Below are 25,907 nucleotides of genomic sequence, written 5' to 3' on the forward strand. Positions count from 1 at the left end.
GGAGCCGCCCGGATGGCTCAGCGTTTTTTCTGCACGCGCTGCTGGTGCAGGCGCTGCTGTTGTTTTTGCTGCGTCTGCTGCTTGTTGCGTCGCGCGTCGTACAGGGCGATGGCTTCCTGCTTGGCCTGGGCGAAGGTGCGCAGTTCGGGCAGGTCGTCGTGGGTGACGAAATGATCGGCGGCCTGGGCCTCCATCACCAGCTTGATGGCGGCCTCGTCGGCCATGTCGTACAGCTCGGTGAGCAGGGTGGTTACTTCATCGAGGAATTCTTCGTAGGTCATGGCGGTCTGCGCTTGCATCTGTTGCGTTCATGGACGGGTGGGGTCGTCATTCTAGCGCAACACCGCCGGCGGGTCGCCGCCACGCTGCAAGTTATGTGTAAGCTTGGTCCGACACACTTGTAAGACGAGTTGCATGATGTACATCAATCAGGCGGCTCTATGATACGATATGGTGAGCAAAATCGTCGTGGCGGCTGCGGAAATCGCTTAGCTGGCCGTTAACGACCATATCGCCGGCGCAAGATGGCGACGACTTGATGGAGGGCGACATGCATACCTCATTGCATCCAACCAAGGAGCAGGTCCGGGCTTACATGCATTTGCGCGAATTCGACCGCCGTCCTCCTCCCACCCCTGATGAGATCCGCCGCCAGCTGGGCTGGTACGGCGAATCGCATTGTGGCGGCTTCTCCACAGGCCAAGGCCTGTTCCTCCCGGGCACAATCGCCCAGCTGGCCACGCTGTTGGCCGTCGAATGGTGTTTCCTCGCAGCAGGTTTCAGCCGCACACGCTAAGGTTTTTTACTTATTTCGCAAGGAAAATGTTCCTACCACAAGAAATAGGCGTAAAATCTCTCTAAATCTCACAGAAATGTCTGATGAGTTAGCCTTACGTTAACGGAAGCGTGTATTATCCCGGCCGCGCGCCCGATGTCAGGAGAAAAACTGGCGTTCGGGGCTGCGTTCGAGGTAATGAAGCTAAATATTTTTTATTTGAGTGTCGTTTTCTTACCAAGAGACGGCCGGAAACCGAGTGAACACCATGTCTATCAAAGAAATTACCGCGTCGCCCACGTACAACCCTAACCGTGTGCTGGACGCCATCATTGAGAAACTGCAGCTGAAAAATGATGCGGCCCTGTCGCGCGCGCTGGAAGTGGCCCCGCCCGTCATCAGCAAGATCCGCCACAACACGCTGCCGATCGGCGCGACCATCCTGATCCGCATGCACGAGATCAGCGATTTCAGCATCCGCGAACTGCGCGAGCTGATGGCTGCCTAAACAGCCGCGTCACACGGCGTAAGCGCAGCCTTACGCCGTTGCTGCCCTGATCGCCAGGCCGCCGGCCTGGCATGACGGCGCCGTCCGGCGTACCGTCTCTTACCCGTTGTTGTTCCGTTTCGCCGCCATGCCGCATAGCCCGGCGTGCGCCCTTGCGTGGCCTGATGGCCAGCATTACTCCCTGCCGTCCCGTGTCACGCCGTGGTGCTGATGGTGGTGCCTATCTTCTGGCCTTGCGTGTTGACGGCCGGCGCCGGTAGTGGCGGCGGTGGCGGGGCGGGCGTCTGCTCGGCGGCGGGCTTTTGCGCCGGCTTGGGCTGCGGCGCGGTCGGCGCCTGGACGGCGGCGCTGCTGGTGGTGGTGACGGCGTTGACGGTCATGGCGACCTCCAGGGGATGATAAAAAATGCCGGCGGCCCTTTCGAACCCCGGCATTATTGGCTGGCGGCGTTGCCGCCAGCACATGCGCGCTCAGGTTCAGGCACCCAGGCGTGGCCGTACCGTGTACATGCCGTCCGCCTTGGGCGCGATCGCCGCGCCGGAGTAGGCCGTTTGTTTGTCTGCCTGTAGTCCAGAATAGGCCATTTTGTTGGCGTGCGCATCAGAAATCGCCGCGCCGGAGTAGGCCACGGTCTGCGCGCCCGAATATGCCGTCTCCTTGGCCTGCTGGGTAGCGGCGCCCGAGTAAGCGACCGCCGCGCCGGAGTAAGCCGTTTGCTTGGCCTGCTGGGTGGCGGCGCCCGAGTAGGCCACCGCCGCGCCGGAGTAAGCCGTTTGCTTGGCCTGTTGGGTGGCGGCGCCCGAATAGGCCACCGCCGCACCGGAGTAAGCTGTTTGCTTGGCCTGCTGGGTGGCGGCGCCCGAGTAGGCCACCGCCGCGCCGGAGTAGGCCGTTTCACTGGCTTGCTTGGTGGCCGCGCCCGAATAAGCCGTTTCCGCGCCGCCCGCCTGCACGGCCGCGCCGGAGTAGGCTGGACGGGCGCTGCGGTCATAGCTTTCGCCGAAGGTCGCTTCATACAGCTCGCGCATGCGCTCGCCAACGCGGTGGTGCACCTGCTCGTCGTCCTCGCCGCGCAGGCCGATGTAGGGGAAGTGGTGCAGGAAGTAGCCGAACACGGCTTCGCAGTCGGCCGCGTATTTCATCGTGTCGAGGATGTGATAGTGCCAGAAGATATCCACGTCCATCAGCGGCGCCGTCTGTTCCTGTGGGAAGGTTTTCATCAGGTACAGGAAGCGGCGGTACTCGAACTCGACCGCATTGACCTGCTCCAGCGACCACCCTTCGCCGGACTCTTCGTGCATCAGTTTGACCTTGATTGGTTCCAGGTCCAGGTCGGCGATTGCTTGAAAGCTGTCATGTGAAATCATGGATGAAATCCCTTTGCCTTGAGTGAGTTGAAAACGAAGTGTCTGGCGCCGCGGGGCAGTCCGCCAAGGGCGGTGGCCCGTACGCCGGCCAGTGATGCAGTGTTGCCCAGGCCGTGCTGCTACGGAGGTCGGGTAGCAGGTAGTTGATGCATATCAACATCCCCAGTATATTCGGCGCGTCACCGATTTCAACATGAAATTCAAAAATTTGTCGGTAATGTGCACTATGAGAATGGCTTTCAAAATGACAGTAAGTCCGGCGTCTGGACGGCGCCCCCGGGCACCGTGACAGGCGCTTCCAGCGCGTTGCTAGAAAGGAAGATTGTTCTCCAAAGGAATGGTCTCCCTGTTGATATTTGTCAAAGAACCTGCGCTTTTTTCATGCGGCAAGTGCTCGCTCCCTCCGGACTGGGGCGCTGGCGCATCGGCCGGCCCGGCCACCGGCACCGACACGGTCACCGTGGTGCCCTGGAGGGGGCCGCCACTGATCGTGCAGTGCCCGCCCAGCAGGCCGATGCGCTCCTCGATGCCGACCAGGCCGAACGAGCCAGGCTTGTTGCGTACGCCGGGCGCGATGCCGACCCCGTTGTCGCTGATCGTCATGGTCAGCATGCCGTCCCGCTGGCGCAACGTCACCCGCACGGCGCTGGCGTGGGCGTGCTGCAGTACATTGCTGAGTGACTCTTGTAGCACGCGGAAGAAAGCGGTGGCGCACAGGTCGTCGACGGTGATGTCATTCTCGACAGCCAGCTCGCACGCCAGGCCCGCATGCTGGCGGAACTGTTCGATCTGCCACTCGACGGCCGCGCACAAGCCCAGGTCCAGCACGGCCGGGCGCAGGTCGTTGATGATGTGGCGCACGCTGCAGATGGTGCGGTCGATCTGGCCCAGCGTGGTGCGGGCGCGCGCGTGCAGGCGCGGGTGGCGCTGGCGGGTGCGCGCGGCCAGCAGGTCCGCTTCGATGCGCAGTACCAGCAGGTTCTGGCCCAGGTCGTCATGGATTTCGCGCGCGATGCGCTTGCGCTCCTGTTCCTTGATGCGATCCGCGTGCGCGGCCAGGCGGCGCAGCTGGTGATGCGAGCGTTGCAGGCTGGCCTGGCTGTCGCGCAGCTCGCGCGTCATGCCCTTGGCCATGCGCACGGCGCGCCGGCGCGAGGTGGCCAGCGTGTGGAACAGCAGGTACAGCAGCAGTGTGACCAGGCTGCCCATGTCCAGCGCTATCCAGGGCAGGTAGCGGTCCACGCGGGAATGCCAGGCCGCCTTGGGCGCGCTGAACTGGGCCTGCCACAGGCGGCCGCCGCATTCGACCGCCAGCGTGGTGGTGAAGCTGTCGCGCGCCGCCGCGCCGCCGGCGCCGCCGGCCGGGCTGGCGAACAACAGCGTGTCCGGCACCCCGCGCGGGCGCGGCTCGTCCAGCGCACCGTCGTCGTACAGGGCCAGGTGCAGGTCGTGGCCGCCGATCTCGTCGAGCGCGGCCTGCACCAGCCGGCGCACGCTGAAGCCGATGCCGACCGAACCGAGGTAGGCGGCGCGCCGGTGCGAGACACTGTCGAGCGCCATGTCCTGGCGATAGACGGGCATGCGCATGGCCAGCTTGGCGCGGCCCGGCTGGCCCGGCACGGCGATCAGCTGGCCGGAGGTGGCCGGCGCCCCCGTGTCGCGCGACAGTGCCAGCGCATGGGCCACGGCCGGGCGGGCGGCGATGTCCGCGCCCAGCTTCTCGCCGAACTGGTCGACCGGCTCGATCAGCGTGATGATGGCGTAGTCGGCGCGGCGCGCCGGCGGGTCGATGGCGAACGCCGGGTAGCCGTCGCCGGCGCGGGCGCTGGCGCGCACGGCCCGTTCAAAGTGGTCGCGCTGGCCATCGGTCACATACTGGGCGAAGTTGATGTTGTCGATGGTGGCGAATTCCTGCGGCAGGTGCAGGCCGTTGACGTAACGGTGGAAACTGGCGCGGTCCACGCGCTCGGTCGCCTGGAAAAAGCTGGCGGCGCTGCGCAGCACGTCCGTGTAGGCCCGCACGCGGGCGGCGATGGCGTACTGGGCGTTGCGGGCCTGGTTCTGGAAGCGCTGGTGGGCGTCATGCTCGATCGACAGCGCCGTAACGAGGTACAGCGCCAGTCCCACGCCCAGTGACAACAGCGCGCCTGTCCACCACACGGAGGCCGCGTGGGAGAGCCAATTCTTGTGCGCTGGGTTGGTGGGCATCGGGGAAGATCGCCGGACAATTCCTGGTAGAGGGAAGTGGGGCCGGGGCGTGGCATGACGGCCGGGTCGGCAGGAAAATTGTTGCCTGATTTATAAACCGGTTCCCACAGTCCGTCAAGCAATTTTGTTAAATTGCTATTTGTCCTATGCAAAATGGTGGCGACCGTTCCCGGCGCGCATAAAAAAAGCCGCCCGAAGGCGGCTGGTCGCGGGCGCGCGCTTACTTGGCGACCCAGCTATCCTTGAGCGTGACGATGCGGTTGAACACCGGCTTGCCTGGTGTGGAGTCGACGCGGTCGGCCACGAAGTAGCCGTGGCGCTCGAACTGGAAGCGCTGGTCGGGCTGGGCCGCCTTCATGCCCGGCTCCAGGTAGGCCGTGATCACTTCCTTGGCGTTCGGGTTGAGCGCCTGCATGAAGTCCTTGCCGCCGCCATCGGGCTGCGGGTCCGTGAACAGGCGGTCGTACAGGCGCACTTCCGCTTCCAGCGCGGTGGCGGCCGACACCCAGTGGATGTTGCCCTTGACCTTGTAGTTGTCGGAACCGGGGGTGCCGGATTTACTGTCGGGGAAGTACTGGACGTGGACGGCGACCACTTTGCCGTTCTCGTCCTTGTCGTAGCCCGTGCACTCGGTCACATAGCCGTGGCGCAGGCGCACCCGGCTGCCCGGCGCGTCGCCGATCGGCGGGTAGTAGCGGAAGTAGCCCTTGCTCGGCGTTTCCATGAAGTCTTCTTCCTCGATCCACAGTTCGCGCGTGATGGGGAAGCTGCGCACGCCCATCTCCGGGTGGTGCGGGTGCACGGGCGAGCTGCACTCCTCGCTGGCGTTGGCATCGAAGTTGTCGATGATCAGCTTGAGCGGGCGCAGCACGGCGGTGGCGCGCGGCGCCTTCGGGTCCAGGTCTTCGCGCAAACAGCCTTCGAGCGTGCTCATGTCGATCCAGCCGTCGGACTTGGTCACGCCGATGCGCTCGCAGAACAGCTGGATCGCTTCGGGCGTGTAACCGCGCCGGCGCAGGCCGACGATGGTGGGCATGCGCGGATCGTCCCAGCCGTCGACGATTTTTTCATCGACCAGCTGGCGCAGCTTGCGCTTGCTGGTGATCACGTAGGTCAGGTTCAGGCGCGAGAATTCGTACTGGCGCGGCACCGGCTGCTGGAAGAAGCCGCCTTCGGCCAGCGTGGCCAGCAGCCAGTCGTAGAACGGCCGGTGGTCCTGGAATTCCAGGGTGCAGATGGAATGGGTGATCTGTTCCAGCGCGTCCGAGATCGGGTGCGTGTAGTCGTACATCGGGTAGATGCACCAGGCGTCGCCGGTGCGCACGTGGTGCGCGTGGCGGATGCGGTAGATGGCCGGGTCGCGCATGTTCATGTTGGGCGAGGCCATCGCGTCTTCGCTGGTCTTGGCGCGCAGGATGTGGGCGCCGTCCGGGAATTTACCGGCGCGCATGTCGCGGAACAGTTGCAGCGATTCTTCGCGCGGGCGGTCGCGGAACGGCGAGTTCTTGCCCGGCGTGCTGAAGTTGCCGCGGTTGGCCGCCATGTCTTCGGCGCTCTGGCTGTCCACGTAGGCGTGGCCCGAGGTGATCAGGTATTCGGCCATCGCGTACAGCTGCTCGAAGTAGTCGCTGGCGTAGTGCAGGTGGTGTTCGGTGCCGTTCGGGCCTGCGTGGTCCCAGCTGAAGCCCAGCCACTTGACGCTGTCGATGATGGTGTCGACGTATTCCTGTTCTTCCTTTTCGGGATTGGTGTCGTCAAAGCGCAAATGGCAGCGGCCCTGGTAGTCGCGCGCCAGGCCGAAGTTCAGGCAGATCGACTTGGCGTGGCCCACGTGCAGGTAGCCGTTCGGCTCGGGCGGGAAACGGGTGATCACGGACGGCAGGCCTTCGCGCACGTGGGTGCCGGCCGCCAGGTCCGCTTCGACGATGGCGCGCAGGAAGTTCGAGGCCAGTGCCGGCGCGGTGCTGTTTTTATCGTTGCTCATCTGAAAAGTTGCTTTGCAAAGTGTCGAGTAGCGGGCATTTTACCGTATCGCTCCCCCCATGGAGCGGGATTTGCTGCGGCGCGCCATCGAAATGGATGAACCGGCAACATTGTGACGGCGAGGACGGTACGCCATGGGCGATTTGCACGCCGATGGCGGCGCAATGGCGCCTGAAAGCGGCCAAAAGCGGACCCAAAGCGGACCCAAAGCGGACCCAAAGCGGGACGCGCGGGGCCGATCTATAGGATAATTCGTCTTTAATGTTTATGGCATTCGGCCCGGAGAATTTCCTAATGGAAAATTTATACAATGTGCTCGGTGTCGCGCCCAACGCCACGGACGATGAAATCAAGAAGGTTTACCGCTCGCTGGCGATGCGCTTCCACCCCGACCGCAACCAGGCGCCCGGTGCGGAAGTCCGGTTCAAGAGCATCACCAAGGCGTATGAAATCCTGTCCGACCCGGTCAAGCGCGAGGAATACAACCAGAGCGTGAACCACCGCATCATCATCGACCCGGAAGCGGAGGCTTACCAGCTGTGGCGCTCGGTCTTCAACCTGCACGGCACCACGCTGCCGCCGGCCTGAGGCCCACCGCGGCCACCGCGCGGCGCCCATGCGGCGCGCCGTTTCATCCAGATCAGTAGTAGAAAAGAACGAAAGCAATCCATGAGAAAAGTACACCCCGAATTTGCCTATCAGTCGCGCGAACTGGGCGGCCAGATCGAAGGCATTCTGGGCGACCCGCCCGATCACAAGAACTACAAGAACATGGTGGATGCCCTGGTGTCCGAATACGCCAGCGGCGGCGGCATCGAGGATGTGAACATGCTGGCCTTCGCGCTGGTCGACCACATCGAGTTTTCCAATCCCAAGGGCTTGCTGGCCGAGGCGGAAGACTATGAATTCGGCGACCCGTCGCGCGTGTTCGCCATGGCTTCCTGCCGGGGCGAGGAGGCGGCCAAGATGTACGCGGCGCTGGAAGAAAGTTTCCCCGACCTGGCGCGCCAGGCCATCATCACGGCCTTCCTGTACAAGAACCCGCGCAAGTGGGACGACGATGACCAGTCGCTGGAGCAGTTGTCGGCCAACGACGAGGGCGACGACGAGTACGAGGAAGACCAGGCGAGCGACGACTTCGCCCAAATGTTCGATCAGGAAGGAGAGTGACCATGTCGGAAAAAAGCAATCTGCCCGCGCTGCGCAAGCAGGTGACGGAACTGGTGCTGGCCGGCTCGCTGAGCCACGCCGAGCAAGCCTTCGCGGACGCAGCCGACCAGTACGGCGACCTGGCCGTGGTGGAAGTATTGGAAAGCATCCCGCCGCAAGTGACGGCGCTGCACATGGCCGGCTTTGACGGCGGCAAGATGTCGCTGGCCACCTTGCTGGTGCCGCCCAAGGCCTGGGCCGACAGCCTGGCCTTCTTCGCCGCCACCTGGCCCGATGACCTGATCGAGGACGATCCCGAGCGCATCGCCGAGTCGCTGTTCGCGCACGTGCACGGCGTGGTGTTCGCCAACGACGACGAGGACCGCCGCAACGCGCTGCTGACGGAAGCATCGGCCACCGACTGGGGGGCGACCATCTTCGCCATCCTGTTCTCGATGGCGCCCAAGGAAATCCTGGAAGTGGCCGGCGAGATCATCTCCAAGGGGCCTTACCTGACGGGCCAGACTTCGTCCGACAACGACGTGGTGCCGCTGGCCGTGGCGCTGGCGCAGGCGTCCGAGGATGGCTGGGACCGCGCCCTGTTCGAGCTGTTCCCGGAATTCCGCCACAGCGCCGACCTGGCCGACGCCGAATTCAGCGACGACCCGGACGAGGAACCCAAGCACCTGCAGCGCTCGACCAAGGAATTGCTGTACCGCTTGCGCAAGCAGGTACCGTCCACCCGCAGCGCACCCAAGCCCGGCGCGCGCCGCAGCATGGGCACCGGCATTTTCTCGTGATGGAAGCCTGATACATGCTGCCTGCAATTGTTGTAGAAACCCTGCCGCGCCTGACGCGCGCCATCAAGTGCCTGGCCACGGACAGCCGTCCCGACGCCGCTGTCAACCTGGCCGACGAGCTGACGGGCATCACGGCCATGGTGGCCGAGAAGTTCACCAACGACCGCACGGCCGACGGCATCCAGAAGGCGCTGCAGCTGACGGTGGGCGGCGTCTCGCTGGGCCTGGAGAGCGTGCTGTTGGCCGAGAGCGACCAGGCCGCGCTGGACTTCCTTGTCGAGCATGGCGCCGAGCATGCGTTCCAGGCCGGCTTCCGCCTGATCCGCGAATTGGCCGCCCTGCCTGAGGATGCGCTGGTGGGCGAGTACGACCAGGATCCGGTGTACGCCCAGCGCCGCCTGCGTGAACTGTTCATCGATATCTGCCAGGCTGACCCGAACCAGAACTGGTCCGGCTACGAGCGCTACGCCCAGCAACTCAAGCAGCGCAAGGAGGTGCAGGCCATCGTGCGGCTGGCCTCCTGGCTGCGCCGGCACAACAGCGAAGGCCCGGTCAGCGACGCCGACCTCAATGCGGAAGGCGTGATCGCGCTGGCCATCATCTTCGCCGTCGAAGGCGGGGGCAGGGTGGTGGCGCGCACGGGGCAGAAGGAGTTCGAACGCTTCGTCAAATCGGTGCGCAAGAACAAGCCGGACTTTGAGGAGGGCTGGGCGGCGCTGGTGGCCGCCGTGCCGGTGCAGCACCATCCCGTGCTGCTCGACCGCATCGAGAGCTACCGCAACACCTGCACGGTGCTGCAGCACATCCGTGGCCGCACGGCCATGAAAACGTTGTTCTCGGAACTGGAAAACTACGCCGGTTCGGAACTGGACGCCGATTACGCCTGATCGTCCAGTCGGATGATTAAATGGCCAGCCCTTCCGCCAGCGCGGGACGGCTGGCCTTTCTTCTTTTGGGGCTGGTACGCCAGAGCGGTCGCGCCAGCCGACATGCCACGCAGGGTTGCAAAAGGTTGCATTATGTCGCAAACTTCCACCATTAAATTGGAGAGGCTGATATGTCAACAGCGTTGAAATTGTCGGATGAACTCGTCGAAATGGCCAAGCCGCATGCCGCGGCAGAGCATCGTTCGGTTCCGAAGCAAATCGAATATTGGGCCCGCCTGGGCAAGGCGGTCGATGACAATCCCGATCTGCCTGTGCAGTTCATCAAGGACACCTTGCTGGCGGCCCAGGAAGCCAAGGCGGGCATGCTGACCCCCTATGAATTCGGAGCCTGATAGTGCTTTCCATCCTTGTTACGCCGACTTTTGCGCGGGCCGTCAAAAAGCTGCACGCCAGGGATAAGATCGCCGTTGACGAGGCAGTCAGGGTGATTGCTGGTGACCCTATGATCGGTGAGGAAAAAAAAGGCGATCTGGCTGGTATCTTTGTGTATAAGTTCAAGGTCAACAAGCAGGAGATTCTGGTTGCGTACCAGCCTCAGCCTGACAAGGCCGCGCCGACTACTGTGCTCATGCTGAGCATGGGATCGCACGAGAATTTTTACGCCGGATTGAAGCGACAGAACTAAGCCGGCGCCGCGAGCGCCACTTCTCCAGGTGTTTCAGGTCCGCCGCTGTTCCTCCTGCGCCGCCGCCAGCGCCAGCGCCACGAACGCTTCCACCAGCGGCGACGTTTCGTCCTTGCGCTGCGCCAGCAGCAGCGTGGTGGTCGCTTCCGGTTCGGCCAGCGCGCGGTAGCACACGCCTTCCATCCGGATGCTGTTGAACGATCCGGGCAGGATGGAGATGCCGCAGCCGGCCGCCACCAGGCCGATGATGGATGACACTTCACCCGCCTCCATCGCGATTTGCGGTTCGAAGCCCACCGCGCGGCACAGGCGCAGGATCTGGTGGTAGATGCCGGTGCCCGCCGTGGGCGGGTACATCACGAACGGCAGCCCTTGCAGCTCGCGCGCGGCCACCACCTCCTGCTGCGCCAGCGGATGGCCGACGGGCAGCACCAACAGCAGCGGGTCCTGGCGCAAAGTGGTCATGCGCACGGTGTCCAGCACGGCCACTTCGGGCGGGCGCACGAAGCCCAGGTCCAGCGTGCGCGCGGGCAGCGCTTCGATCTGGGGCAGGGTGGCCATTTCGTGCAAGGTGAGCGTGACGCCCGGATAGCGCTGGCGGTAGCGGTTGATGACGGTGGCGAACAGCGGCGTGAACGGGGTCGAGAAGGTGAAGCCGATGCGCAGTTCGCCCGCTTCGCCGCGCTGGGCCCGGCGCGCCGTCTGCATCGCTTGCTCGGACAGGGCCAGCACGCGGCGCGCATCGTCGAGGAACAGCTTGCCCGCTTCCGTCAGGCGTACCCAGCGCTTGCTGCGCTCCAGCAGGCGAGCGCCCACTTCCGCTTCCAGCGCCTGGATCTGCTGGCTCAGCGGCGGCTGGCCGATGTGCAGGCGCTGCGCCGCGCGCGTGAAACTGAGCTCCTCGGCGACGGCGACGAAATAGCGCAGGTGGCGAAGTTCCATGTCCAGTAATCGTTTCTATATATTACTAATGTCTTAAATATATATTGGACGATATGAATGAGCAATCCTAAGATGGATACATCGTTCCTGCCCAAGGTCATCATGTCCGCCTCCGCCTCAGCCTCCGATACTCCCCGCATCGCCGCCGGTACGCCGGCCTTCCGGCGCACCAACCGGGCGCTGTTCTTCGGCGGCTTTTCCACGTTTGCGCTGTTGTATTGCGTGCAACCGCTGATGCCGGTGCTGTCGCACCAGTTTGCGCTCACGCCGGCGCAAAGCAGCCTGGTGCTGTCGGTCTCCACGGCGGCGCTGGCGTTTTCGCTGTTGCTGTCGAGCGCGCTGTCGGAACGGCTGGGGCGCAAGCCCATGATGGTGGCGGCCATGGCGCTGGCGGCCGCGCTCACGGTGTTGTGCGCGCTGGCGCGCAACTATCCGCAACTGCTGGTGCTGCGTGCCACGCTGGGGCTGGTGTTGGGCGGCATGCCGGCCGTGGCCATGGCTTACCTGGGCGAGGAAATCGAACCGGCTTCGCTGGGCTTGTCGATGGGACTGTACATCAGCGGCAGCGCGTTCGGCGGCATGAGCGGGCGCTTACTCACTTCGCTGCTGAGCGACCATTTCTCGTGGCGGGTAGCGCTGGCCGTGATGGGCGTGGCTGGCTTGCTGGCGGCCTGGGATTTCTGGCGTGGCCTGCCCGCGTCGCGCCATTTCACGCCCGCGCGCGGCGGCTGGCGCGCCATGCGCGACGGCTGCCGCCGGCACCTGACGGACGCCGGCCTGCCGCTGCTGTTCGCGCTGGCCTTTTTGCTGATGGGCAGCTTCGTCAGCCTGTACAACTATATCGCCTACCGGCTGCTGGCCGCGCCATATGGCCTCAGCCAGACCTCGGTGGGGCTCATTTCCTTGCTGTACCTGCTGGGCATCTACAGTTCCGTGTGGGCGGGCCGGCTGGCCGACCGGCTGGGGCGGCGCGGTGTGCTGTGGCGCGTGATGGGGTTGATGCTGGCCGGCTTGCTGCTGACCTTGTCCCAGGCGTTGCCGCTGATCGTGGCGGGCGTGGCGCTGTTCTCGTTCGGGTTTTTCGCCACGCATTCCGTGGCCAGCAGCTGGGTCGGGCGGCGCGCTGTGGCGCCCCGGGCGCTGGCATCCGCGCTGTACCTGTTTTTCTACTACCTCGGTTCCAGCGTGGTCGGTTCGGCCACCGGCATGGTGTGGGCGCGCGGCGGCTGGCCGGGCGTGGTGGCCGTGCTCGGTGCGGCACTGGGCGGGGCGTTGCTGATCGCACTGCGCTTGCGCCAGTTGACGCCGCTGGCGCCCGCCGCGACAGCGCTGGCGCCGGGCTGAGCGGTCCGCGCTAGCGCGGGCAGTTGGTGTAGGCCTTGCGCCCATCCTCGTACTGGCTGAAGCAATAGGTGCCCAGTGCCGTCGTGATCTTGTAGACGCGCGTCTTGCTGTCGGGCTGGCTCAGCTCCACCATCCTCGCACCTTCATACCACTTGGGGCCGACGGCGTCGTGCGCGGCGTTGATGCCGCGCGTCAGCCGGGCCTGCACGCTGTCGGGCGGCGGCACGACATCCTGCGTCGGATATTCCTTGCGCAATTGCTTGTCGATGGCGGCGATGTCACGCTGTGCGCGGCGCATGATGTCGGCCGCGCTGGGGCGGGCCGGGCCGAAGTCCGGCTCCGGCGGCGGTTGTTCGGGCGGGGTGATCGCTTGCGGCTGGATGGGCGTTGCGGTTGGCGCCGCCACAGGCGGGCCCCCGGGCCTGGCTGGCGCTTGCGTGCTTATTAATGGCGTGATTGGCGAGGGCGAGGGCGTGGACGGCACAGGCCGTGCCGGTGCCGGCCGAGGCGCGAGCGGCAACAGCCACTGGATGGCTGGCCGGTCATTCGGCCGCCGCTCGGCGGGGCGGTCGGGCAACTGGCGCCACATGGCGTAAATCAGTGCGATGTGAATGAGCGCTGTCAGCAGCATGCCGGGCCAGCGGCGGGCAGCGCGCGTTACGAGGTCGACCATGCGATAGGAGTGGATGGAAGCGGACAGGCATGATAACTTGAGTTTTCGATATGTTTTGCGTTTGTAGAAACAATTTGCAAGGTACTGTCAGGTTGGCCTTGGCCGCCCGACTAAGAGGACATATCGTACAAATTGGAGGCGCCATGAAACAGTTGATCCTGGGCTTGACCGCCGCCGCCGCGCTGAACGTCGCGCCCGTGCTGGCCGCTGGCAGTTGCAGCGAGCACAGCCCCAGCCATCGGGTCGCGCTGCTGGAGCTGTACACCTCGGAAGGTTGCAGCAGTTGTCCGCCGGCCGACCAGTACATGGGCAGCTTGCGGGCGGCGGGCGTTACGCCGGAGCAGGCCGTGCTGCTGGCGCTGCATGTCGATTACTGGAACGACATCGGCTGGAAAGACCCGTTCTCACAGGCGGCGTACAGTGCGCGCCAGCGCTGGCTGACGAAGCTGGCCGGCTCGCGCACGGTCTACACGCCGGAACTGTTCGTGGCGGGGCAGGAGCTGCGCGGCGGCGTGGAGCGCTGGACCGGCGGTGTGCCCGCTGCTGTCAGGCGCATCAACGCGCAGGCGGCGCAGGCCGATATCCGCATTTCGCTGGGGCAGGCCAGCGCGGCCGGCTTGCCGGTGGAAGTGAACGCCAGCGCGGCCCGCGACGGCACGCTGTTCGTGGCGCTGGTCGAAAGCGGGCTGGCCAGCAAGGTGACGGCCGGAGAAAACAGCGGCCGCCTGCTGCGTCACGACCATGTGGTGCGCACGTGGCTGGCGCCGGTGCCTTTGTCGTCGGGCGACAAAGCCGGTATTAACATGGCGACCGTCACGCGCACGCTGCCGTTGCCGCCTGGCGCCGCGCCGGGCAGGCTGGGTGTGAGCGCGTTCGTGCAGTCGGAGCGGGGCGAAGTGCTGCAGGCACTGTCTTTGCCGGCGTGCGGCGGCTGACGCGATAGCGCAAGCCGTCCTCGCCGCGCTTGTGCTGGCTCAAGCGGCATAGTGGAACCGGGACACCCGCGAGCGCATCCAATGGTGACGTGCGCATCGTGCGCGCGACCTACTTTGGAGGGAACCATCATGCTGCAAGCGAATGAGATTCAACGGCGGTTCAGCAGTGTGGAACATGCGATCGGGCAAGCGTCGCAAGCGTGTTCGGCCGAGCGCAACGTGCCGGGCGAACTGCGCGATTGCATCGAACGGCTGGACAAGCAGGCCGACATGGCGAAGGACGTGCTCCAGTCCAACGACGAGAACCGCATCCGCCAAATGGTGAACGACCTGGAGCTGCTCGGTGATCGCGCCAAGCGCGTGTGCAGCAGCGGCGCCGACCTGACGCCGCAAATGAAGACCGCCGTCAACCACATGCACCACGAATTGTCGACATTGAAGCATCAGTTGCACTAGCATCGGTGGTGTAGAAAATGCACCTTTTTGGTGCATTTTCTTCCGATAATATCCGCGGGCGCGAACGGGGCGCGGCCATTTTCCGCCGCGTCCGAGGCAGGCATGGTAAGGTTGAAACAACCATCGTTTGCGAGGCGTTTGCCATGTGGCCTTATCCTAGAATCGTTGCGCACCGGGGCGGCGGCACGCTGGCGCCGGAAAACACCATCGCCGCCTTGCGCTGCGGGCTGGCCTACGGTTTCCGGGCCGTGGAATTCGACGTCATGCTGTCGCGCGACGGTATCGGCATGGTCATGCATGACGAGCAGTTCGGCCGCACCGTGCCCGGCCTGGGCAGCGTGCCCACGACGGACGCGGCCGACCTGGCGCGCCTGGATGCAGGCGGCTGGTTCGGGCCGGAATTCCGGGGCGAGCCAGTGCCGACCTTCACCGGCTTCGTCGAATATTGCCAGGCGCAGCGGATCTGGATGAACATCGAGATCAAACCGGCGCAAGGGTTCGAGGCGGCCACGGGGCGCTGGGTGGCCGAGGCCACGCGCGACAAGTTCACCGCTGCGCTGGCCGCTGGCGACCCGGCCGGGCTGCCGTTGCTGTCCTCGTTCAGCATGGCGGCGCTGGCCGCCGCGCGCGACGCCGTGCCGGCCCTGCCGCGCGGCTGCCTGTTCGATACCTTGCCCGCCGACTGGCAAGGCCAGGCCGCCGCACTGGACGCCGTTGCCATCCACACCAACCACCAGCACCTGACGCCGGCGCTGGCGCAGGCCGTCAAACAGACGGGGCTGGGGCTATTTTGCTACACCGTCAACACCCCGGAACGGGCGCGCGACATCCTGGCCTGGGGCGTCGATGGCTTCTGCACCGACCGCATCGACCTGATCGGCCCGGCCTTCGCTTGAGCGGCGCGTCGGCCACGCCTGGAGGCCGCCGCCTACACCGGCAGGTATTTACCGGCCATTTCTTCACGTATAATCAACCCTTTGCACATGCCAGCCACCACTGCCAACCGACATGAAATCATCTGAAATCCGCGACAAATTCCTCAAGTTTTTTGAATCCAAGGGTCATGCTATCGTCCGTTCCAGTCCATTGGTGCCTGGTAACGACCCGACCATGTTGTTGACCAACAGCGGCATGGTGCAATTCAAGGACGTGTTCCTCGGCCTCGACACGCGCCCGTACTCGCGCGCGACCACCGTGCAGCGCTGCGTGCGCGCCGGCGGCAAGCACAACGACCTGGAAAACGTGGGCTACACGGCGCGCCACCACACCTTCTTCGAAATGCTGGGTAACTTCAGCTTCGGCGACTATTTCAAGCGCGACGCCATCCACTACGCATGGGAACTGCTGACCAAGGTCTACCTGCTGCCGGCCGAGAAGCTGACCGTCACCGTCTACTTCGAGGACGACGAAGCCTACGACATCTGGGCCAACGAGATCGGCGTGCCGAAAGAGCGCATCATCCGCATCGGCGACAACAAGGGTGCGCGCTACGCGTCGGACAACTTCTGGCAGATGGCCGACATCGGCCCATGCGGCCCGTGCACGGAAATCTTCTACGATCACGGCCCGGACATCTGGGGTGGTCCTCCGGGCTCGCCTGAGGAAGACGGCGACCGCTTCATCGAAATCTGGAACCTGGTGTTCATGCAGTTCAACCGCGACGAAGCGGGCAACATGAACAAGCTGCCCAAGCCTTGCGTGGACACGGGCATGGGCCTGGAGCGCCTGGCCGCCGTGCTGCAGCACGTGCACAGCAACTACGAGATCGACCTGTTCCAGAACCTGATCAAGGCCGCTGCGCGCGAAACCGGCGCCACCGACCTGGAATCGAAATCGCTGCGCGTGATTGCCGACCACATCCGCGCCGCCGCCTTCCTGATCGTTGACGGCATCATTCCGAGCTCGGAAGGCCACGGCTACGTGCTGCGCCGTATCATCCGCCGCGCGCTGCGCCACGGCCACAAGCTGGGCCAGGCCAAGCCCTTCTTCTACAAGCTGGTGGCCGACCTCAACACCGAGATGGGCGCGGCCTATCCGGAACTGACGGAAGCCATGGAGCGCGTGGCCCAGACGCTGAAGGCCGAAGAAGAACGCTTTGGCGAAACGCTGGAACACGGCATGAAGATCCTGGAAGCGCAGCTGGCCAAGGACGCTTCGCGCCTGGACGGCGGCACCGCCTTCACGCTGTACGACACCTACGGCTTCCCGCTGGACCTGACGGCCGACATCTGCCGCGAACGCAACGTGACGCTGGATGAGGAAGGCTTCCACGCGGCGATGGAAAACCAGAAGAAGATCGCGCGCGCGGCCGGCAAGTTCAAGATGGCCGCCAACGTCGAATACAGCGGCGAGAAGAACAAGTTCGTCGGCTACGACCAGTTGCAGCACAACTCGAAAGTGATCGCGCTGTACGCCAACGGCGCGCCAGTGACGGAACTGAAGGCCGGCGAGCAGGGCATCGTGGTGCTCGACACCACGCCGTTCTACGCCGAGTCGGGCGGCCAGGTGGGCGACCAGGGCCTGATCCAGGGCGCCACCGCCAGGTTCGAAGTGGAAGACACGCTCAAGATCCAGGCGGACGTGTTCGGCCACCACGGCGTGCTCGCTTCCGGCGTGCTGAAAGTGGGCGACGCCGTGGGCGCGGAAGTGGACCAGCACCTGCGCGGCCGCACCATCCGCAACCACTCGGCCACCCACCTGATGCACAAGGCCCTGCGCGAAGTGCTCGGTTCCCACGTGGCGCAGAAAGGCTCGCTGGTTGATCCAGACAAGGCCCGCTTCGACTTCAGCCACAACGCGCCCGTGACGGCCGAGCAGATCGCGCAAGTGGAAGCCATCGTCAACCGCGAAATCCTGGCCAACGTGGCCACCCAGTCGCACAATATGTCGTTCGACGACGCCGTCAAGCATGGCGCCATGGCGCTGTTCGGCGAGAAGTACGGCGATGTGGTGCGGGTGATGGACATCGGCTCGTCCAAGGAACTGTGCGGCGGCGTGCACGTGCACCGCACCGGCGACATCGGCCTGTTCAAGATCGTCGCCGAAGGCGGCGTGGCGGCCGGTATCCGCCGTATCGAGGCGGTGACGGGCGAGGGCGCGCTGGCATTGGTGCAAGCGATGAACCGCCGCCTGCTGGAGGCAGCGGCAGCCCTGAAGGCGACCCCGGACGAACTGACGGCCCGCATCGTGCAGATGCAGGACAACGCCAAGGCGCTGGAGAAGGAACTGGCGGCCCTGAAATCGAAACTGGCCGCCGGCCAGGGCGATGAACTGGCCACCCAGGCCGTGGACGTGAATGGCATCAAGGTGCTGGCCGCGACCCTGGAAGGCGCCGACGTGGCCGGCCTGCGCGAAACCATGGACAAGCTCAAGGACAAGCTGAAGACGGCCGCCATCGTGCTGGCCAGCGTGGCCGACGGCAAGGTCAGCCTGATCGCCGGCGTGACGGCCGACGCCACGTCCAAGGTCAAGGCGGGCGAGCTGGTCAACTTTGTGGCCCAGCAGGTGGGCGGCAAGGGTGGCGGACGCCCCGATATGGCGCAGGCGGGTGGTACGGATGCTGCGGCGCTGCCGGGTGCGCTTGCGGGCGTTGCAGCATGGGTGGCACAACGGGCATAATAAGCGCCTGTGCGGCCTGCGCCCCGGTGCAGGCCGTTACCACGCTGAATTTCTCGTTGTGAGCATACAACGATATATGAACTATTTTGGTGCAGCGCGTCAAACGCACTATTTTGGGGTAGTATGTCTGAAACCAGCGGAACATTTGGAAGCGGGATCGCGATGACAGACACACTACTTGACAACGAAATCATGGAATTTCACAAAGAGCTCGACGCGCGGGGCCTCAATTGCCCGCTGCCGATCCTGAAAGCCAAGAAGGCACTGGCCGAGCTGCAAAGTGGTGAAGTTTTGCGTATCATGGCGACTGATCCTGGTTCGGTGCGGGATTTCCAGGCTTTCGCCAAGCAGACCGGCAACGCCTTGCTGTCGCATGTGCAGAATGGCCGGGAATTCGTGTTCTTGATGCGCCGTAAGTAATTCCTTGTATCCTATGCAACCGGGGCAGCAATCCCGTCCCGGTGCTTACTCCCCTGGAAATGTTTTGGCAGTAAATGTCTTTTTTAGGTGTTTTGCACTAACAAAAAATCGCACGATCGTGCTTAAATTTCTTGTAGGCGGAAAATTTCTCATATAATCTTCCCCTACTTAGGTTCCGTTACTCTTTATTTTTCCCAAAGGCACAGCTATGAAAGTCTTGGTACCCGTCAAACGCGTGGTCGACTACAACGTCAAAGTGCGCGTCAAGTCCGACGGCAGCGGCGTCGATATCGCCAACGTCAAAATGTCGATGAACCCATTCGACGAGATCGCTATCGAAGAGGCCGTGCGCCTGAAGGAAGCGGGCAAAGTCACCGAAGTGGTGGCCGTGTCGTGCGGCGTGACCCAGTGCCAGGAAACCCTGCGTACCGGCATGGCCATCGGCGCTGACCGCGGCATCCTGGTGGAGACGGGCGTTGAGCTGGAACCGCTGGGCGTGGCCAAGCTGCTCAAGGCGCTGGCCGACAAGGAACAGCCACAACTGATCATCCTGGGCAAGCAAGCCATCGACGACGATTCCAACCAGACCGGCCAGATGCTGGCTGCCCTGCTGGGCTGGCCACAAGCCACCTTCGCCTCGAAAGTGGTGCTGGAAGACGGCAAAGCCATCGTGACCCGTGAAGTGGACGGCGGCCTGGAAACCCTGTCGCTGACCCTGCCAGCGATCGTCACCACCGACCTGCGCCTGAACGAGCCGCGCTATGTGACGCTGCCGAACATCATGAAGGCCAAGAAGAAGCCGCTGGACACCGTCAAGCCGGAAGACCTGGGCGTGGACGTGGCACCGCGTCTGAAGACCCTGAAAGTGGCCGAGCCAGCCAAGCGTTCGGCCGGCATCAAGGTTCCGGACGTCGCCACCCTGGTCGCAAAACTGCGCACCGAAGCCAAAGTCATCTAAGCGCGGCCTGGCCGTTCACATTTTTGAGGAAGAATCATGGTCGCATTAGTTATCGCTGAACACGACAACGCTAGCCTGAAAGGCAGCACCCACCACACCGTCACCGCAGCCGCCCAGTGCGGTGGTGACGTACACGTCCTGGTCGCCGGCGCCAACGCCGCTGCTGCCGCCGCCGCCGCCGCGCAGATCGCCGGCGTATCGAAAGTGATCCTGGCCGACGCGCCGCACTTCGCCGACGGCCTGGCCGAAAACGTGGCCGAGCAGGTGTTGGCCCTGGCCGGTTCGTACAGCCACATCCTGGCTCCCGCCACCGCCTACGGCAAGAACATCGCCCCGCGCGTGGCCGCCAAGCTGGACGTGGCCCAGATTTCGGAAATCACCAAGGTCGATTCGCCCGACACCTTCGAGCGTCCCATCTACGCCGGTAACGCCATCGCCACCGTGCAGTCGGGCGACAAGGTCAAAGTGATCACCGTGCGTACCACCGGCTTCGACGCCGCCGCCGCCACCGGCGGTTCGGCCGCCACCGAAACCGTGGCCGCCGTGGGCGACCTGGGCAAGTCGGCCTTCGTGGGCCGCGAACTGGCCAAGTCGGACCGTCCTGAACTGACCGCCGCCAAAGTCATCGTCTCCGGTGGCCGTGGCATGGGCTCGGGCGAAGCGTTCAAGATCCTGGAACCGCTGGCCGACAAGCTGGGCGCCGCCATGGGTGCTTCGCGCGCCGCCGTCGATGCAGGCTACGTGCCCAACGACTGGCAGGTTGGCCAGACCGGCAAGATCGTCGCGCCTACCCTGTACATCGCCGTCGGTATCTCGGGCGCCATCCAGCACTTGGCTGGTATGAAGGACTCGAAGACCATCGTCGCCATCAACAAGGATCCGGAAGCACCGATCTTCTCGGTGGCCGACTACGGCATCGTGGGCGACCTGTTCGAAGTGGTACCACAACTGGTCGCAGAACTGGGCTGAACCGTTTAGCGCCTAGTTGAATTACAAGCCACGCTGGTTCCGGCACAATAGCCGGTCCAACGTGGCTTTTTTCTTGGAGAATAGAGAATGCCGTATCAAGCCCCCGTAAAAGACATGCTGTTCGTGATGAACGAACTGGCCGACCTGGCCGCCGTGAACGCACTGCCCGGCAATGAAGACGCCACCCCGGACACGGCCGAAGCCGTGCTGGAAGAGAACGCGAAGTTCTGCGCCAACGTGGTCGCCCCCCTGAACAATCCCGCCGACAAAGAGCCCAGCTACTGGCACGATGGCCAGGTCACGACCTCCAAAGGTTTCAAGGAAGCCTTCAAGGCCTTCGCCGAAGCCGGCTGGCAAGGCGTGCAGCACCCGGTGGAATTCGGCGGCCAGGGCCTGCCCAAGCTGCTGGCGACCCCTTGCATCGAGATGCTGAATTCGTCGAACGTGTCGTTCGCCCTGTGCCCGCTGCTGACCGATGGCGCCATCGAAGCGCTGCTGACGGCCGGCAGCGATGAGCAGAAAGCCATCTACCTGGAAAACCTGGTGTCGGGCAAATGGACCGGCACCATGAACCTGACCGAGCCGCAAGCCGGTTCCGACCTGGCCGCCGTGCGCAGCCGTGCCGTGCCGCAAGGCGACGGCACCTACAAGATTTTCGGCACCAAGATCTTCATCACCTACGGTGAGCACGACATGGCCGAGAACATCATCCACCTGGTGCTGGCCCGCACGCCGGACGCGCCACCGGGCGTGAAAGGCATCTCGCTGTTCATCGTGCCCAAGTTCCTGGTCAACGCCGACGGTTCGCTGGGCGCGCGCAACGACGCGCACTGCGTGTCGATCGAGCACAAGCTGGGCATCAAGGCCAGCCCCACGGCCGTGCTGCAATTCGGCGACCACGGCGGCGCCATCGGCACCCTGGTGGGCGAAGAGAACCGCGGCCTGGAATACATGTTCATCATGATGAACGCGGCCCGCTTCGGCGTCGGCCTGCAGGGCATCGGCGTGGCCGAGCGCTCGTACCAGCGCGCCGTGGCCTTCGCCAAGGACCGCGTGCAGTCGCGCGACCTGGCCGGTTCGGCCGGTCCAGTTTCGATCATCCACCATCCGGACGTGCGCCGCATGCTGATGTCGATGCGCTCCCAGATCGAGGCGGCGCGCGCGCTGGCCTACGTGGGCGCGGGCCTGAGCGACATCGCCCACACCCACCCGGATGCGGCCGTGCGCGCCGCCAACCTGGCCACCTACGAATTCCTGGTCCCGCTGATCAAGGGCTGGTCGACGGAGATGGCGCAGGACGTGACCCGCGACGGCGTGCAAGTGCACGGCGGCATGGGCTTCATCGAGGAGACGGGCGCTGCCCAGCACTACCGCGACGTCAAGATCCTGACCATCTACGAAGGCACCACCGCCATCCAGGCCAACGACCTGGTGGGCCGCAAGACCGTGCGTGACGGCGGCGCCGTGGCCAAGGCCATCATCGCCCAGATCCGCGCCACGGAAGCGCAACTGACGGCGCAGGGCGGCGCGGAATTCCAGGCCATCGCCAAGCACCTGGCGGCTGGCAGCAAGGACCTGGAAGCCGTGGTTGACTACGTGGTCGCCAACATGAAGAGCGACATCAAGGGCGTGTTCGCTGGCAGCGTGCTGTACCTGAAGCTGGCCGGCATCGTGGTGGCGGGCTGGCAGATGGCGCGCGCCGCGCTGATCGCCAAGCAGAAACTGGACGCCAACGAAGGCGACGCCAGCTTCTACCAGGCCAAGATCGTCACCGCGCGCTTCTTCGCCGACCACATCCTGTCGCAAGCTTCCGGCCTGCGCAGCGCCATCGTGGAAGGCAGCGCCGGCGTGCTGGCACTGACGGAAGACCAGTTCTAAGCATCGCCACAACGAAGAATCGGGGCACAACATGGCCGCAGGAAAAACCGTGTTACGTCCCCGATTTTTCTGCCCAGCAAAATCGGGGACGTAACACGGTTTTGCTGGGTGGCAAATGAGGACGTAACACGGTATTCAACTGTGTTACGTCCTTTTTTTTATGCGCGGTAGATGGTCAGCAGCAGCCAGCCCGGCATGCCCAGGTAGAGCGCCACGTGGCCGGCCCGTTCCAGCCAGCGCCGGATGGCGATCGCGCGCGCGGGGCGCAGCAGCGCCGCCAGCAAGGTGGCGATGCTGATCGCTGCCCGCACCAATGTCTCAGTCAACACGACACCAATCGACCATGCAGCCCACCACAGGGCGAACGCGCTCAGGTAGGCTTTCAAGCCGAAACTGTAGTACTCGCCGAACGCGCTGCCGTAGGCGATGTGCTGGTACAGGTGGAAGGCCGGCAGCGCCAGCGCCAGCGGCAGCAAAATATACTTGGGCAGCGGATGGTCGAGCCGCGAACGGCGGATCGCCAGGCTGGTTTGCGCATACACCTGCGGCACGGCGCGCAGGCTCTGTTGAACCGGGCGGCCCGCGGTGGCGGCCCGCGCGGCGGCGCGCGCATCGGCATTGGTCAGCGCCAGGCCGTAGCGCCAGCGCCGGCCCGTATGCAATCGCAGCGACAGGCCGGGCCCGGGGATGGGCAGGCGCCACAGTTGCACTTCCGCGATCTCGCTCAGTTTCAGTTCGCGCCGGCGCCCGCCGCGTGTGAGCGCCAGCTTGCCATCGACGACCATGGCCTGGGCTGAGCATAAGGCCAGCACGCACCACGCGGCCGCTTCCGGCAGCAGGAACATGCTCGAGAACAGACGGATCTGCGCCAGCGTGTTGGTGCGCAGCGCCTCGTTGAGCAGCAGGGCGAGGCACATCCACAGCAGGCTGCCGCGCGCAAACGTGCGCAACAGGCCCGCCAGCAAGCGCGTGGCTGGCGACAGTACGGCTACCCTGGCCGGCAAGGCCGCCGCCAGGCTGATGGCTGGCGCTTCGGCCGCCGTTTCACCCGCATGCGTCGTGCGCCACGCCGGGAAGGCTGACATCACGCCCAGCAGCACCAGCGATGCCGCCGCCATGCGGCCTACCCAGTCGCCCCAGCGCACGATCAACGTGGGCGCGGGCGCGCGTACGGGCAGGGCGCCCACTACCAGCGTCTGCTCACCCATGCGCGTGCCCGCGAGGATGGCGCCGGTAGCGTCGATCACGCCGCTGTAGCCGTTGCTGGTGACGCGAAATTGCGGCAGCCGCGTCTCGATGCTGCGGAACGCGGCCGCCGCCTGGTGCAATCGCGCGCCCAGCGGATCGGCCGTGAACCAGGAATCGTTGGACATGGTGAGGATGGCTTGCGCGCCCAGGCGCACGCCGTCGATGGCGAGACTGGTATCCATGTCGTCGAAGCAGATCAGCGGCTGCACGGGAATCTCGCGGCCATCGGCCAGCCGCAGCGGCAGTACGCGCGCGCCATTACCGGGCTGCCAGTTGCCGGTCCACGGCAGCAAACGCCGCAGCAGCGGGCCGTCCAGCCATGCGGGCACGTATTCCGTGAACGGGAACAGGCGCGTCTTGCGGTAGAAGCCCAGCAGGCCGGCGCCCGGTTGCACGAAGGCGGCCGCGTTGTATTCGCCGGCGCCGTCGCGGTCGTAGGTGCCGAACACGAACGGCACGCCGGCCGCGTTGACGATGCCGACGATCTCGCGATCGAGCGCCGCGCCGGCCGCGCTTTTCGGATGGCCGAAGGTGGTGGGGTAGACGGTTTCCGACCACAGCACCGCGTCCACGTGCTGGCGCTCGACGGCGTCGTAGCTCATCGCGTAGTGGGTATCGAGCACTTCGCGCACGAAGGCCGCCGTGCCTTTTTCCTGGCGCTGGCGTTCGTAGTCGATGATGTTGGACTGGATCAGGCCCACGCGCAACGGCTTGCCGTCCGGCGCGGGGCTGGACGACAGCGCGAACTGGCCATGGCCGGCCAGCAGCAGCGGCGCCAGCGCGGCCAGCGCCAGCGGGCGGGCGCTGGCGCGCAGGCCCGCCGTGCGCAGCGCCATTGCGGCCGCCACGCCTTCGTTGGCCAGTAACAGCAGCAGTGTCAGGCCGGCCGTGCCCACCACAGCGGCGCCCTGGCGCAGCGGCACGGAGGGATAGAGGCCATAGCCCAGCGTATCGCCGAGGAATTTGGGCAGCAACCATTCCGTCGCCACCCAGGCCGCCGCGCCGGCCAGCGCGCCGGGTGCGGCGCCGTAGCGCTGGCGCGTGAGGTGGCGCACCAGGGCGAAGCTGAGGAACTGCGGCTGGAACAGCGGCGCGGCCAGCAGCAGGATCGCCAGCCCGGCCGCGCCGCCGATCTGCGTGTAGTGGCCGAAGGCGATGCCGAACCAGGCGAAGGCGCCGGCCGTGTAGCCGATGGTCATGGCCCAGCCGCGCAGCAGGGCGCGTGTGACCGTGGGGCAGGTGTCGAGCGCGCGCAGGCAGGGCGCCAGCAGTACGAAGCCGAGCAGCCAGCCGGCGCCGCCGCGCGCATACAGGGCGGACATCAGCGCGCTGGCGAGGATCGCCGCCGGCACGCGCATTTTTTCAGGAAGGGTCAGGGTCATGTCTCTATTGGCCGGGTCTTGCCGGCTCTCGTGGTGCGGGGAGGGTGATGCGCCGCTGCGGCAATCCGGGCGGCGCCAGTTCCGGCGGAACGACGCGGTCCTTGGGCATGGCGACTGGCTGGTTGTTCGCGTCGTACAGCTGGAAGTCGGGTGCGAACATGAGGATCGCTTCGATGCTCTGGCCGTCGTCAGTGACCTGATGGTGGCGCACATAACCTTGGGGCAGCGCGAAGTCTTCGGGTACGGCCAGGCCGACCAGCGGCGGGCGGGTGCCGGGCGGCGAGAACGCACCGAGCCCGCTGAAGATGCCGCGCTCGTGCAGGCGCTCGATCACTTCGGCCATGCCGGGATTGGCGCCACGGGGAATGTAGCTTTTCAGGTCGCGCGTGGGATCGGCGTCGCCTTCGGGGGCGCGCGCCTGCTCCGGCTCCGGCGCGGACGACATGCCCGGCAGGGCCGCCAGCCAGGCCGGCTTGGCGCCGGCGCCGGATGGCGGCGCGGGCGAGCCCGCATCGCCGCCATGCTCGTCCGGCGCGGCCGACGAAGCTGACCACCACCACAGCCCGCACAGCAAGGCGAGGCCCGCCACCGCAAGCAGGAGCGCAATGTTGAAGTGGCCGCGCGCATGCTGCCGCGCGCGGCCGGCGCCGTTGCGGCGGGCGCCGGCCGGTGTCGGCGCGGTTCGACGTGGCATCGTCAACGCTGGTCGGAGCCAGTCCGGC

The 25,907-nt window shown here is 65.1% G+C and carries 26 protein-coding genes; 17 read left to right on the plus strand and 9 right to left on the minus strand.

Annotation, left to right across the window (positions count from 1 at the left end; all coding sequences use genetic code 11):
• Window positions 1–17: 17 nt before the first annotated feature.
• A complete protein-coding gene (locus H3H36_RS07880) occupies window positions 18–299 on the minus strand; it encodes a hypothetical protein (RefSeq protein WP_311196601.1) in 282 nt (93 codons plus the stop codon).
• Between the two features lie 251 nt (window positions 300–550).
• Between H3H36_RS07880 and H3H36_RS07885 the strand changes: the two genes are divergently transcribed.
• A complete protein-coding gene (locus tag H3H36_RS07885) occupies window positions 551–796 on the plus strand; it encodes a hypothetical protein (protein ID WP_182216029.1) in 246 nt (81 codons plus the stop codon).
• 247 nt (window positions 797–1,043) lie between these two features.
• Entirely contained in the window at window positions 1,044–1,283 is a 240-nt protein-coding gene (locus H3H36_RS07890; RefSeq protein ID WP_008445950.1) for a hypothetical protein, read from the plus strand.
• Between the two features lie 194 nt (window positions 1,284–1,477).
• On the opposite strand, the gene H3H36_RS07895 is transcribed toward H3H36_RS07890, so the two are convergent.
• The 4 genes from H3H36_RS07895 to H3H36_RS07910 all read right to left on the minus strand — a co-directional run bounded on the left by H3H36_RS07895 (window position 1,478) and on the right by H3H36_RS07910 (window position 6,842).
• Complete coding sequence (locus H3H36_RS07895) at window positions 1,478–1,663, minus strand: hypothetical protein (RefSeq protein ID WP_182216031.1); 186 nt, start codon at window positions 1,661–1,663, stop codon at window positions 1,478–1,480.
• A gap of 96 nt (window positions 1,664–1,759) precedes the next feature.
• A complete protein-coding gene (locus tag H3H36_RS07900; RefSeq protein ID WP_182216033.1) occupies window positions 1,760–2,650 on the minus strand; it encodes a UCP032817 domain-containing protein in 891 nt (296 codons plus the stop codon).
• 309 nt (window positions 2,651–2,959) lie between these two features.
• The gene (locus H3H36_RS07905) at window positions 2,960–4,858 is read right to left on the minus strand and encodes a CHASE domain-containing protein (RefSeq protein ID WP_182216035.1); all 1,899 of its coding nucleotides are present in this window, start codon (window positions 4,856–4,858) and stop codon (window positions 2,960–2,962) included.
• A gap of 220 nt (window positions 4,859–5,078) precedes the next feature.
• Window positions 5,079–6,842, minus strand: a complete 1,764-nt coding sequence (locus H3H36_RS07910; RefSeq protein WP_182216037.1) for a glutamine--tRNA ligase/YqeY domain fusion protein — start codon at window positions 6,840–6,842, stop codon at window positions 5,079–5,081.
• 293 nt (window positions 6,843–7,135) lie between these two features.
• Between H3H36_RS07910 and H3H36_RS07915 the strand changes: the two genes are divergently transcribed.
• From H3H36_RS07915 to H3H36_RS07940, 6 genes are all read left to right on the plus strand, one after another.
• Window positions 7,136–7,429 (plus strand): DnaJ domain-containing protein, encoded by a 294-nt coding sequence (locus H3H36_RS07915; RefSeq protein WP_182216039.1) that lies wholly within the window; start codon window positions 7,136–7,138, stop codon window positions 7,427–7,429.
• Window positions 7,430–7,510: 81 nt separating this feature from the next.
• A complete protein-coding gene (locus H3H36_RS07920) occupies window positions 7,511–8,011 on the plus strand; it encodes a hypothetical protein (protein WP_182216041.1) in 501 nt (166 codons plus the stop codon).
• A gap of 2 nt (window positions 8,012–8,013) precedes the next feature.
• Entirely contained in the window at window positions 8,014–8,790 is a 777-nt protein-coding gene (locus H3H36_RS07925; protein ID WP_182216043.1) for a hypothetical protein, read from the plus strand.
• Between the two features lie 14 nt (window positions 8,791–8,804).
• Window positions 8,805–9,677, plus strand: coding sequence for a hypothetical protein (locus H3H36_RS07930; protein ID WP_182216045.1), 873 nt, complete (start codon window positions 8,805–8,807; stop codon window positions 9,675–9,677).
• A 170-nt stretch (window positions 9,678–9,847) separates the two neighbouring features.
• Window positions 9,848–10,069, plus strand: coding sequence for a TA system antitoxin ParD family protein (locus H3H36_RS07935; protein ID WP_182216047.1), 222 nt, complete (start codon window positions 9,848–9,850; stop codon window positions 10,067–10,069).
• Between the two features lie 2 nt (window positions 10,070–10,071).
• Window positions 10,072–10,362, plus strand: coding sequence for a type II toxin-antitoxin system RelE/ParE family toxin (locus tag H3H36_RS07940; protein ID WP_311196602.1), 291 nt, complete (start codon window positions 10,072–10,074; stop codon window positions 10,360–10,362).
• A gap of 33 nt (window positions 10,363–10,395) precedes the next feature.
• Here H3H36_RS07940 and H3H36_RS07945 read toward each other — a convergent pair whose 3' ends face one another.
• Window positions 10,396–11,304 (minus strand): LysR substrate-binding domain-containing protein, encoded by a 909-nt coding sequence (locus tag H3H36_RS07945; RefSeq protein ID WP_182216049.1) that lies wholly within the window; start codon window positions 11,302–11,304, stop codon window positions 10,396–10,398.
• 102 nt (window positions 11,305–11,406) lie between these two features.
• Between H3H36_RS07945 and H3H36_RS07950 the strand changes: the two genes are divergently transcribed.
• Entirely contained in the window at window positions 11,407–12,648 is a 1,242-nt protein-coding gene (locus tag H3H36_RS07950) for an MFS transporter (RefSeq protein WP_182216285.1), read from the plus strand.
• A gap of 10 nt (window positions 12,649–12,658) precedes the next feature.
• Here H3H36_RS07950 and H3H36_RS07955 read toward each other — a convergent pair whose 3' ends face one another.
• The gene (locus tag H3H36_RS07955) at window positions 12,659–13,054 is read right to left on the minus strand and encodes a hypothetical protein (protein WP_182216051.1); all 396 of its coding nucleotides are present in this window, start codon (window positions 13,052–13,054) and stop codon (window positions 12,659–12,661) included.
• 410 nt (window positions 13,055–13,464) lie between these two features.
• Between H3H36_RS07955 and H3H36_RS07960 the strand changes: the two genes are divergently transcribed.
• From H3H36_RS07960 to H3H36_RS07995, 8 genes are all read left to right on the plus strand, one after another.
• Window positions 13,465–14,256, plus strand: a complete 792-nt coding sequence (locus tag H3H36_RS07960) for a DUF1223 domain-containing protein (protein WP_182216053.1) — start codon at window positions 13,465–13,467, stop codon at window positions 14,254–14,256.
• A gap of 129 nt (window positions 14,257–14,385) precedes the next feature.
• The gene (locus H3H36_RS07965) at window positions 14,386–14,712 is read left to right on the plus strand and encodes a hypothetical protein (protein WP_182216056.1); all 327 of its coding nucleotides are present in this window, start codon (window positions 14,386–14,388) and stop codon (window positions 14,710–14,712) included.
• A gap of 143 nt (window positions 14,713–14,855) precedes the next feature.
• Window positions 14,856–15,608: a glycerophosphodiester phosphodiesterase gene (gene ugpQ, locus H3H36_RS07970; protein WP_182216058.1), complete on the plus strand. Its 753-nt coding sequence runs from the start codon at window positions 14,856–14,858 to the stop codon at window positions 15,606–15,608.
• Between the two features lie 112 nt (window positions 15,609–15,720).
• Window positions 15,721–18,330, plus strand: a complete 2,610-nt coding sequence (gene alaS / locus H3H36_RS07975; protein ID WP_182216060.1) for an alanine--tRNA ligase — start codon at window positions 15,721–15,723, stop codon at window positions 18,328–18,330.
• Window positions 18,331–18,522: 192 nt separating this feature from the next.
• Window positions 18,523–18,750 carry a sulfurtransferase TusA family protein gene (locus tag H3H36_RS07980; RefSeq protein WP_182156115.1) on the plus strand — a complete coding sequence of 76 codons (228 nt, stop codon included), beginning with the start codon at window positions 18,523–18,525 and terminating at the stop codon, window positions 18,748–18,750.
• A 208-nt stretch (window positions 18,751–18,958) separates the two neighbouring features.
• Window positions 18,959–19,708 (plus strand): electron transfer flavoprotein subunit beta/FixA family protein, encoded by a 750-nt coding sequence (locus H3H36_RS07985; protein ID WP_182216062.1) that lies wholly within the window; start codon window positions 18,959–18,961, stop codon window positions 19,706–19,708.
• A 36-nt stretch (window positions 19,709–19,744) separates the two neighbouring features.
• Entirely contained in the window at window positions 19,745–20,677 is a 933-nt protein-coding gene (locus tag H3H36_RS07990) for an electron transfer flavoprotein subunit alpha/FixB family protein (protein WP_182216064.1), read from the plus strand.
• Window positions 20,678–20,764: 87 nt separating this feature from the next.
• Entirely contained in the window at window positions 20,765–22,555 is a 1,791-nt protein-coding gene (locus tag H3H36_RS07995; RefSeq protein ID WP_182216065.1) for an acyl-CoA dehydrogenase, read from the plus strand.
• Between the two features lie 158 nt (window positions 22,556–22,713).
• Here H3H36_RS07995 and lnt read toward each other — a convergent pair whose 3' ends face one another.
• Together lnt and H3H36_RS08005 are read right to left on the minus strand one after the other, a co-directional pair.
• Window positions 22,714–25,185, minus strand: a complete 2,472-nt coding sequence (gene lnt, locus H3H36_RS08000) for an apolipoprotein N-acyltransferase (RefSeq protein ID WP_229219808.1) — start codon at window positions 25,183–25,185, stop codon at window positions 22,714–22,716.
• Between the two features lie 4 nt (window positions 25,186–25,189).
• Window positions 25,190–25,879, minus strand: a complete 690-nt coding sequence (locus H3H36_RS08005; RefSeq protein WP_229219809.1) for a hypothetical protein — start codon at window positions 25,877–25,879, stop codon at window positions 25,190–25,192.
• Window positions 25,880–25,907 lie beyond the last annotated feature (28 nt).

It is taken from the genome of Rugamonas fusca (assembly GCF_014042365.1).
GTDB lineage: Bacteria > Pseudomonadota > Gammaproteobacteria > Burkholderiales > Burkholderiaceae_D > Rugamonas > Rugamonas fusca.

Bases quoted from the DNA above. Each gene is read 5' to 3' on its own strand.
- H3H36_RS07915 (WP_182216039.1), top strand. From the start codon at position 7,136: ATGGAAAATTTATACAATGTGCTCGGTGTCGCGCCCAACGCCACGGAC.
- H3H36_RS07880 (WP_311196601.1), bottom strand. From the start codon at position 299: ATGCAAGCGCAGACCGCCATGACCTACGAAGAATTCCTCGATGAAGTA.
- H3H36_RS07965 (WP_182216056.1), top strand. From the start codon at position 14,386: ATGCTGCAAGCGAATGAGATTCAACGGCGGTTCAGCAGTGTGGAACAT.
- H3H36_RS07925 (WP_182216043.1), top strand. From the start codon at position 8,014: ATGTCGGAAAAAAGCAATCTGCCCGCGCTGCGCAAGCAGGTGACGGAA.
- lnt (WP_229219808.1), bottom strand. From the start codon at position 25,185: ATGACCCTGACCCTTCCTGAAAAAATGCGCGTGCCGGCGGCGATCCTC.
- H3H36_RS07885 (WP_182216029.1), top strand. From the start codon at position 551: ATGCATACCTCATTGCATCCAACCAAGGAGCAGGTCCGGGCTTACATG.
- ugpQ (WP_182216058.1), top strand. From the start codon at position 14,856: ATGTGGCCTTATCCTAGAATCGTTGCGCACCGGGGCGGCGGCACGCTG.
- H3H36_RS07910 (WP_182216037.1), bottom strand. From the start codon at position 6,842: ATGAGCAACGATAAAAACAGCACCGCGCCGGCACTGGCCTCGAACTTC.
- H3H36_RS07930 (WP_182216045.1), top strand. From the start codon at position 8,805: ATGCTGCCTGCAATTGTTGTAGAAACCCTGCCGCGCCTGACGCGCGCC.
- H3H36_RS07900 (WP_182216033.1), bottom strand. From the start codon at position 2,650: ATGATTTCACATGACAGCTTTCAAGCAATCGCCGACCTGGACCTGGAA.
- H3H36_RS07945 (WP_182216049.1), bottom strand. From the start codon at position 11,304: ATGGAACTTCGCCACCTGCGCTATTTCGTCGCCGTCGCCGAGGAGCTC.
- H3H36_RS07960 (WP_182216053.1), top strand. From the start codon at position 13,465: ATGAAACAGTTGATCCTGGGCTTGACCGCCGCCGCCGCGCTGAACGTC.
- H3H36_RS07935 (WP_182216047.1), top strand. From the start codon at position 9,848: ATGTCAACAGCGTTGAAATTGTCGGATGAACTCGTCGAAATGGCCAAG.
- H3H36_RS07950 (WP_182216285.1), top strand. From the start codon at position 11,407: ATGTCCGCCTCCGCCTCAGCCTCCGATACTCCCCGCATCGCCGCCGGT.
- alaS (WP_182216060.1), top strand. From the start codon at position 15,721: ATGAAATCATCTGAAATCCGCGACAAATTCCTCAAGTTTTTTGAATCC.
- H3H36_RS07905 (WP_182216035.1), bottom strand. From the start codon at position 4,858: ATGCCCACCAACCCAGCGCACAAGAATTGGCTCTCCCACGCGGCCTCC.
- H3H36_RS07985 (WP_182216062.1), top strand. From the start codon at position 18,959: ATGAAAGTCTTGGTACCCGTCAAACGCGTGGTCGACTACAACGTCAAA.
- H3H36_RS08005 (WP_229219809.1), bottom strand. From the start codon at position 25,879: ATGCCACGTCGAACCGCGCCGACACCGGCCGGCGCCCGCCGCAACGGC.
- H3H36_RS07980 (WP_182156115.1), top strand. From the start codon at position 18,523: ATGGAATTTCACAAAGAGCTCGACGCGCGGGGCCTCAATTGCCCGCTG.
- H3H36_RS07990 (WP_182216064.1), top strand. From the start codon at position 19,745: ATGGTCGCATTAGTTATCGCTGAACACGACAACGCTAGCCTGAAAGGC.
- H3H36_RS07995 (WP_182216065.1), top strand. From the start codon at position 20,765: ATGCCGTATCAAGCCCCCGTAAAAGACATGCTGTTCGTGATGAACGAA.
- H3H36_RS07920 (WP_182216041.1), top strand. From the start codon at position 7,511: ATGAGAAAAGTACACCCCGAATTTGCCTATCAGTCGCGCGAACTGGGC.
- H3H36_RS07890 (WP_008445950.1), top strand. From the start codon at position 1,044: ATGTCTATCAAAGAAATTACCGCGTCGCCCACGTACAACCCTAACCGT.
- H3H36_RS07895 (WP_182216031.1), bottom strand. From the start codon at position 1,663: ATGACCGTCAACGCCGTCACCACCACCAGCAGCGCCGCCGTCCAGGCG.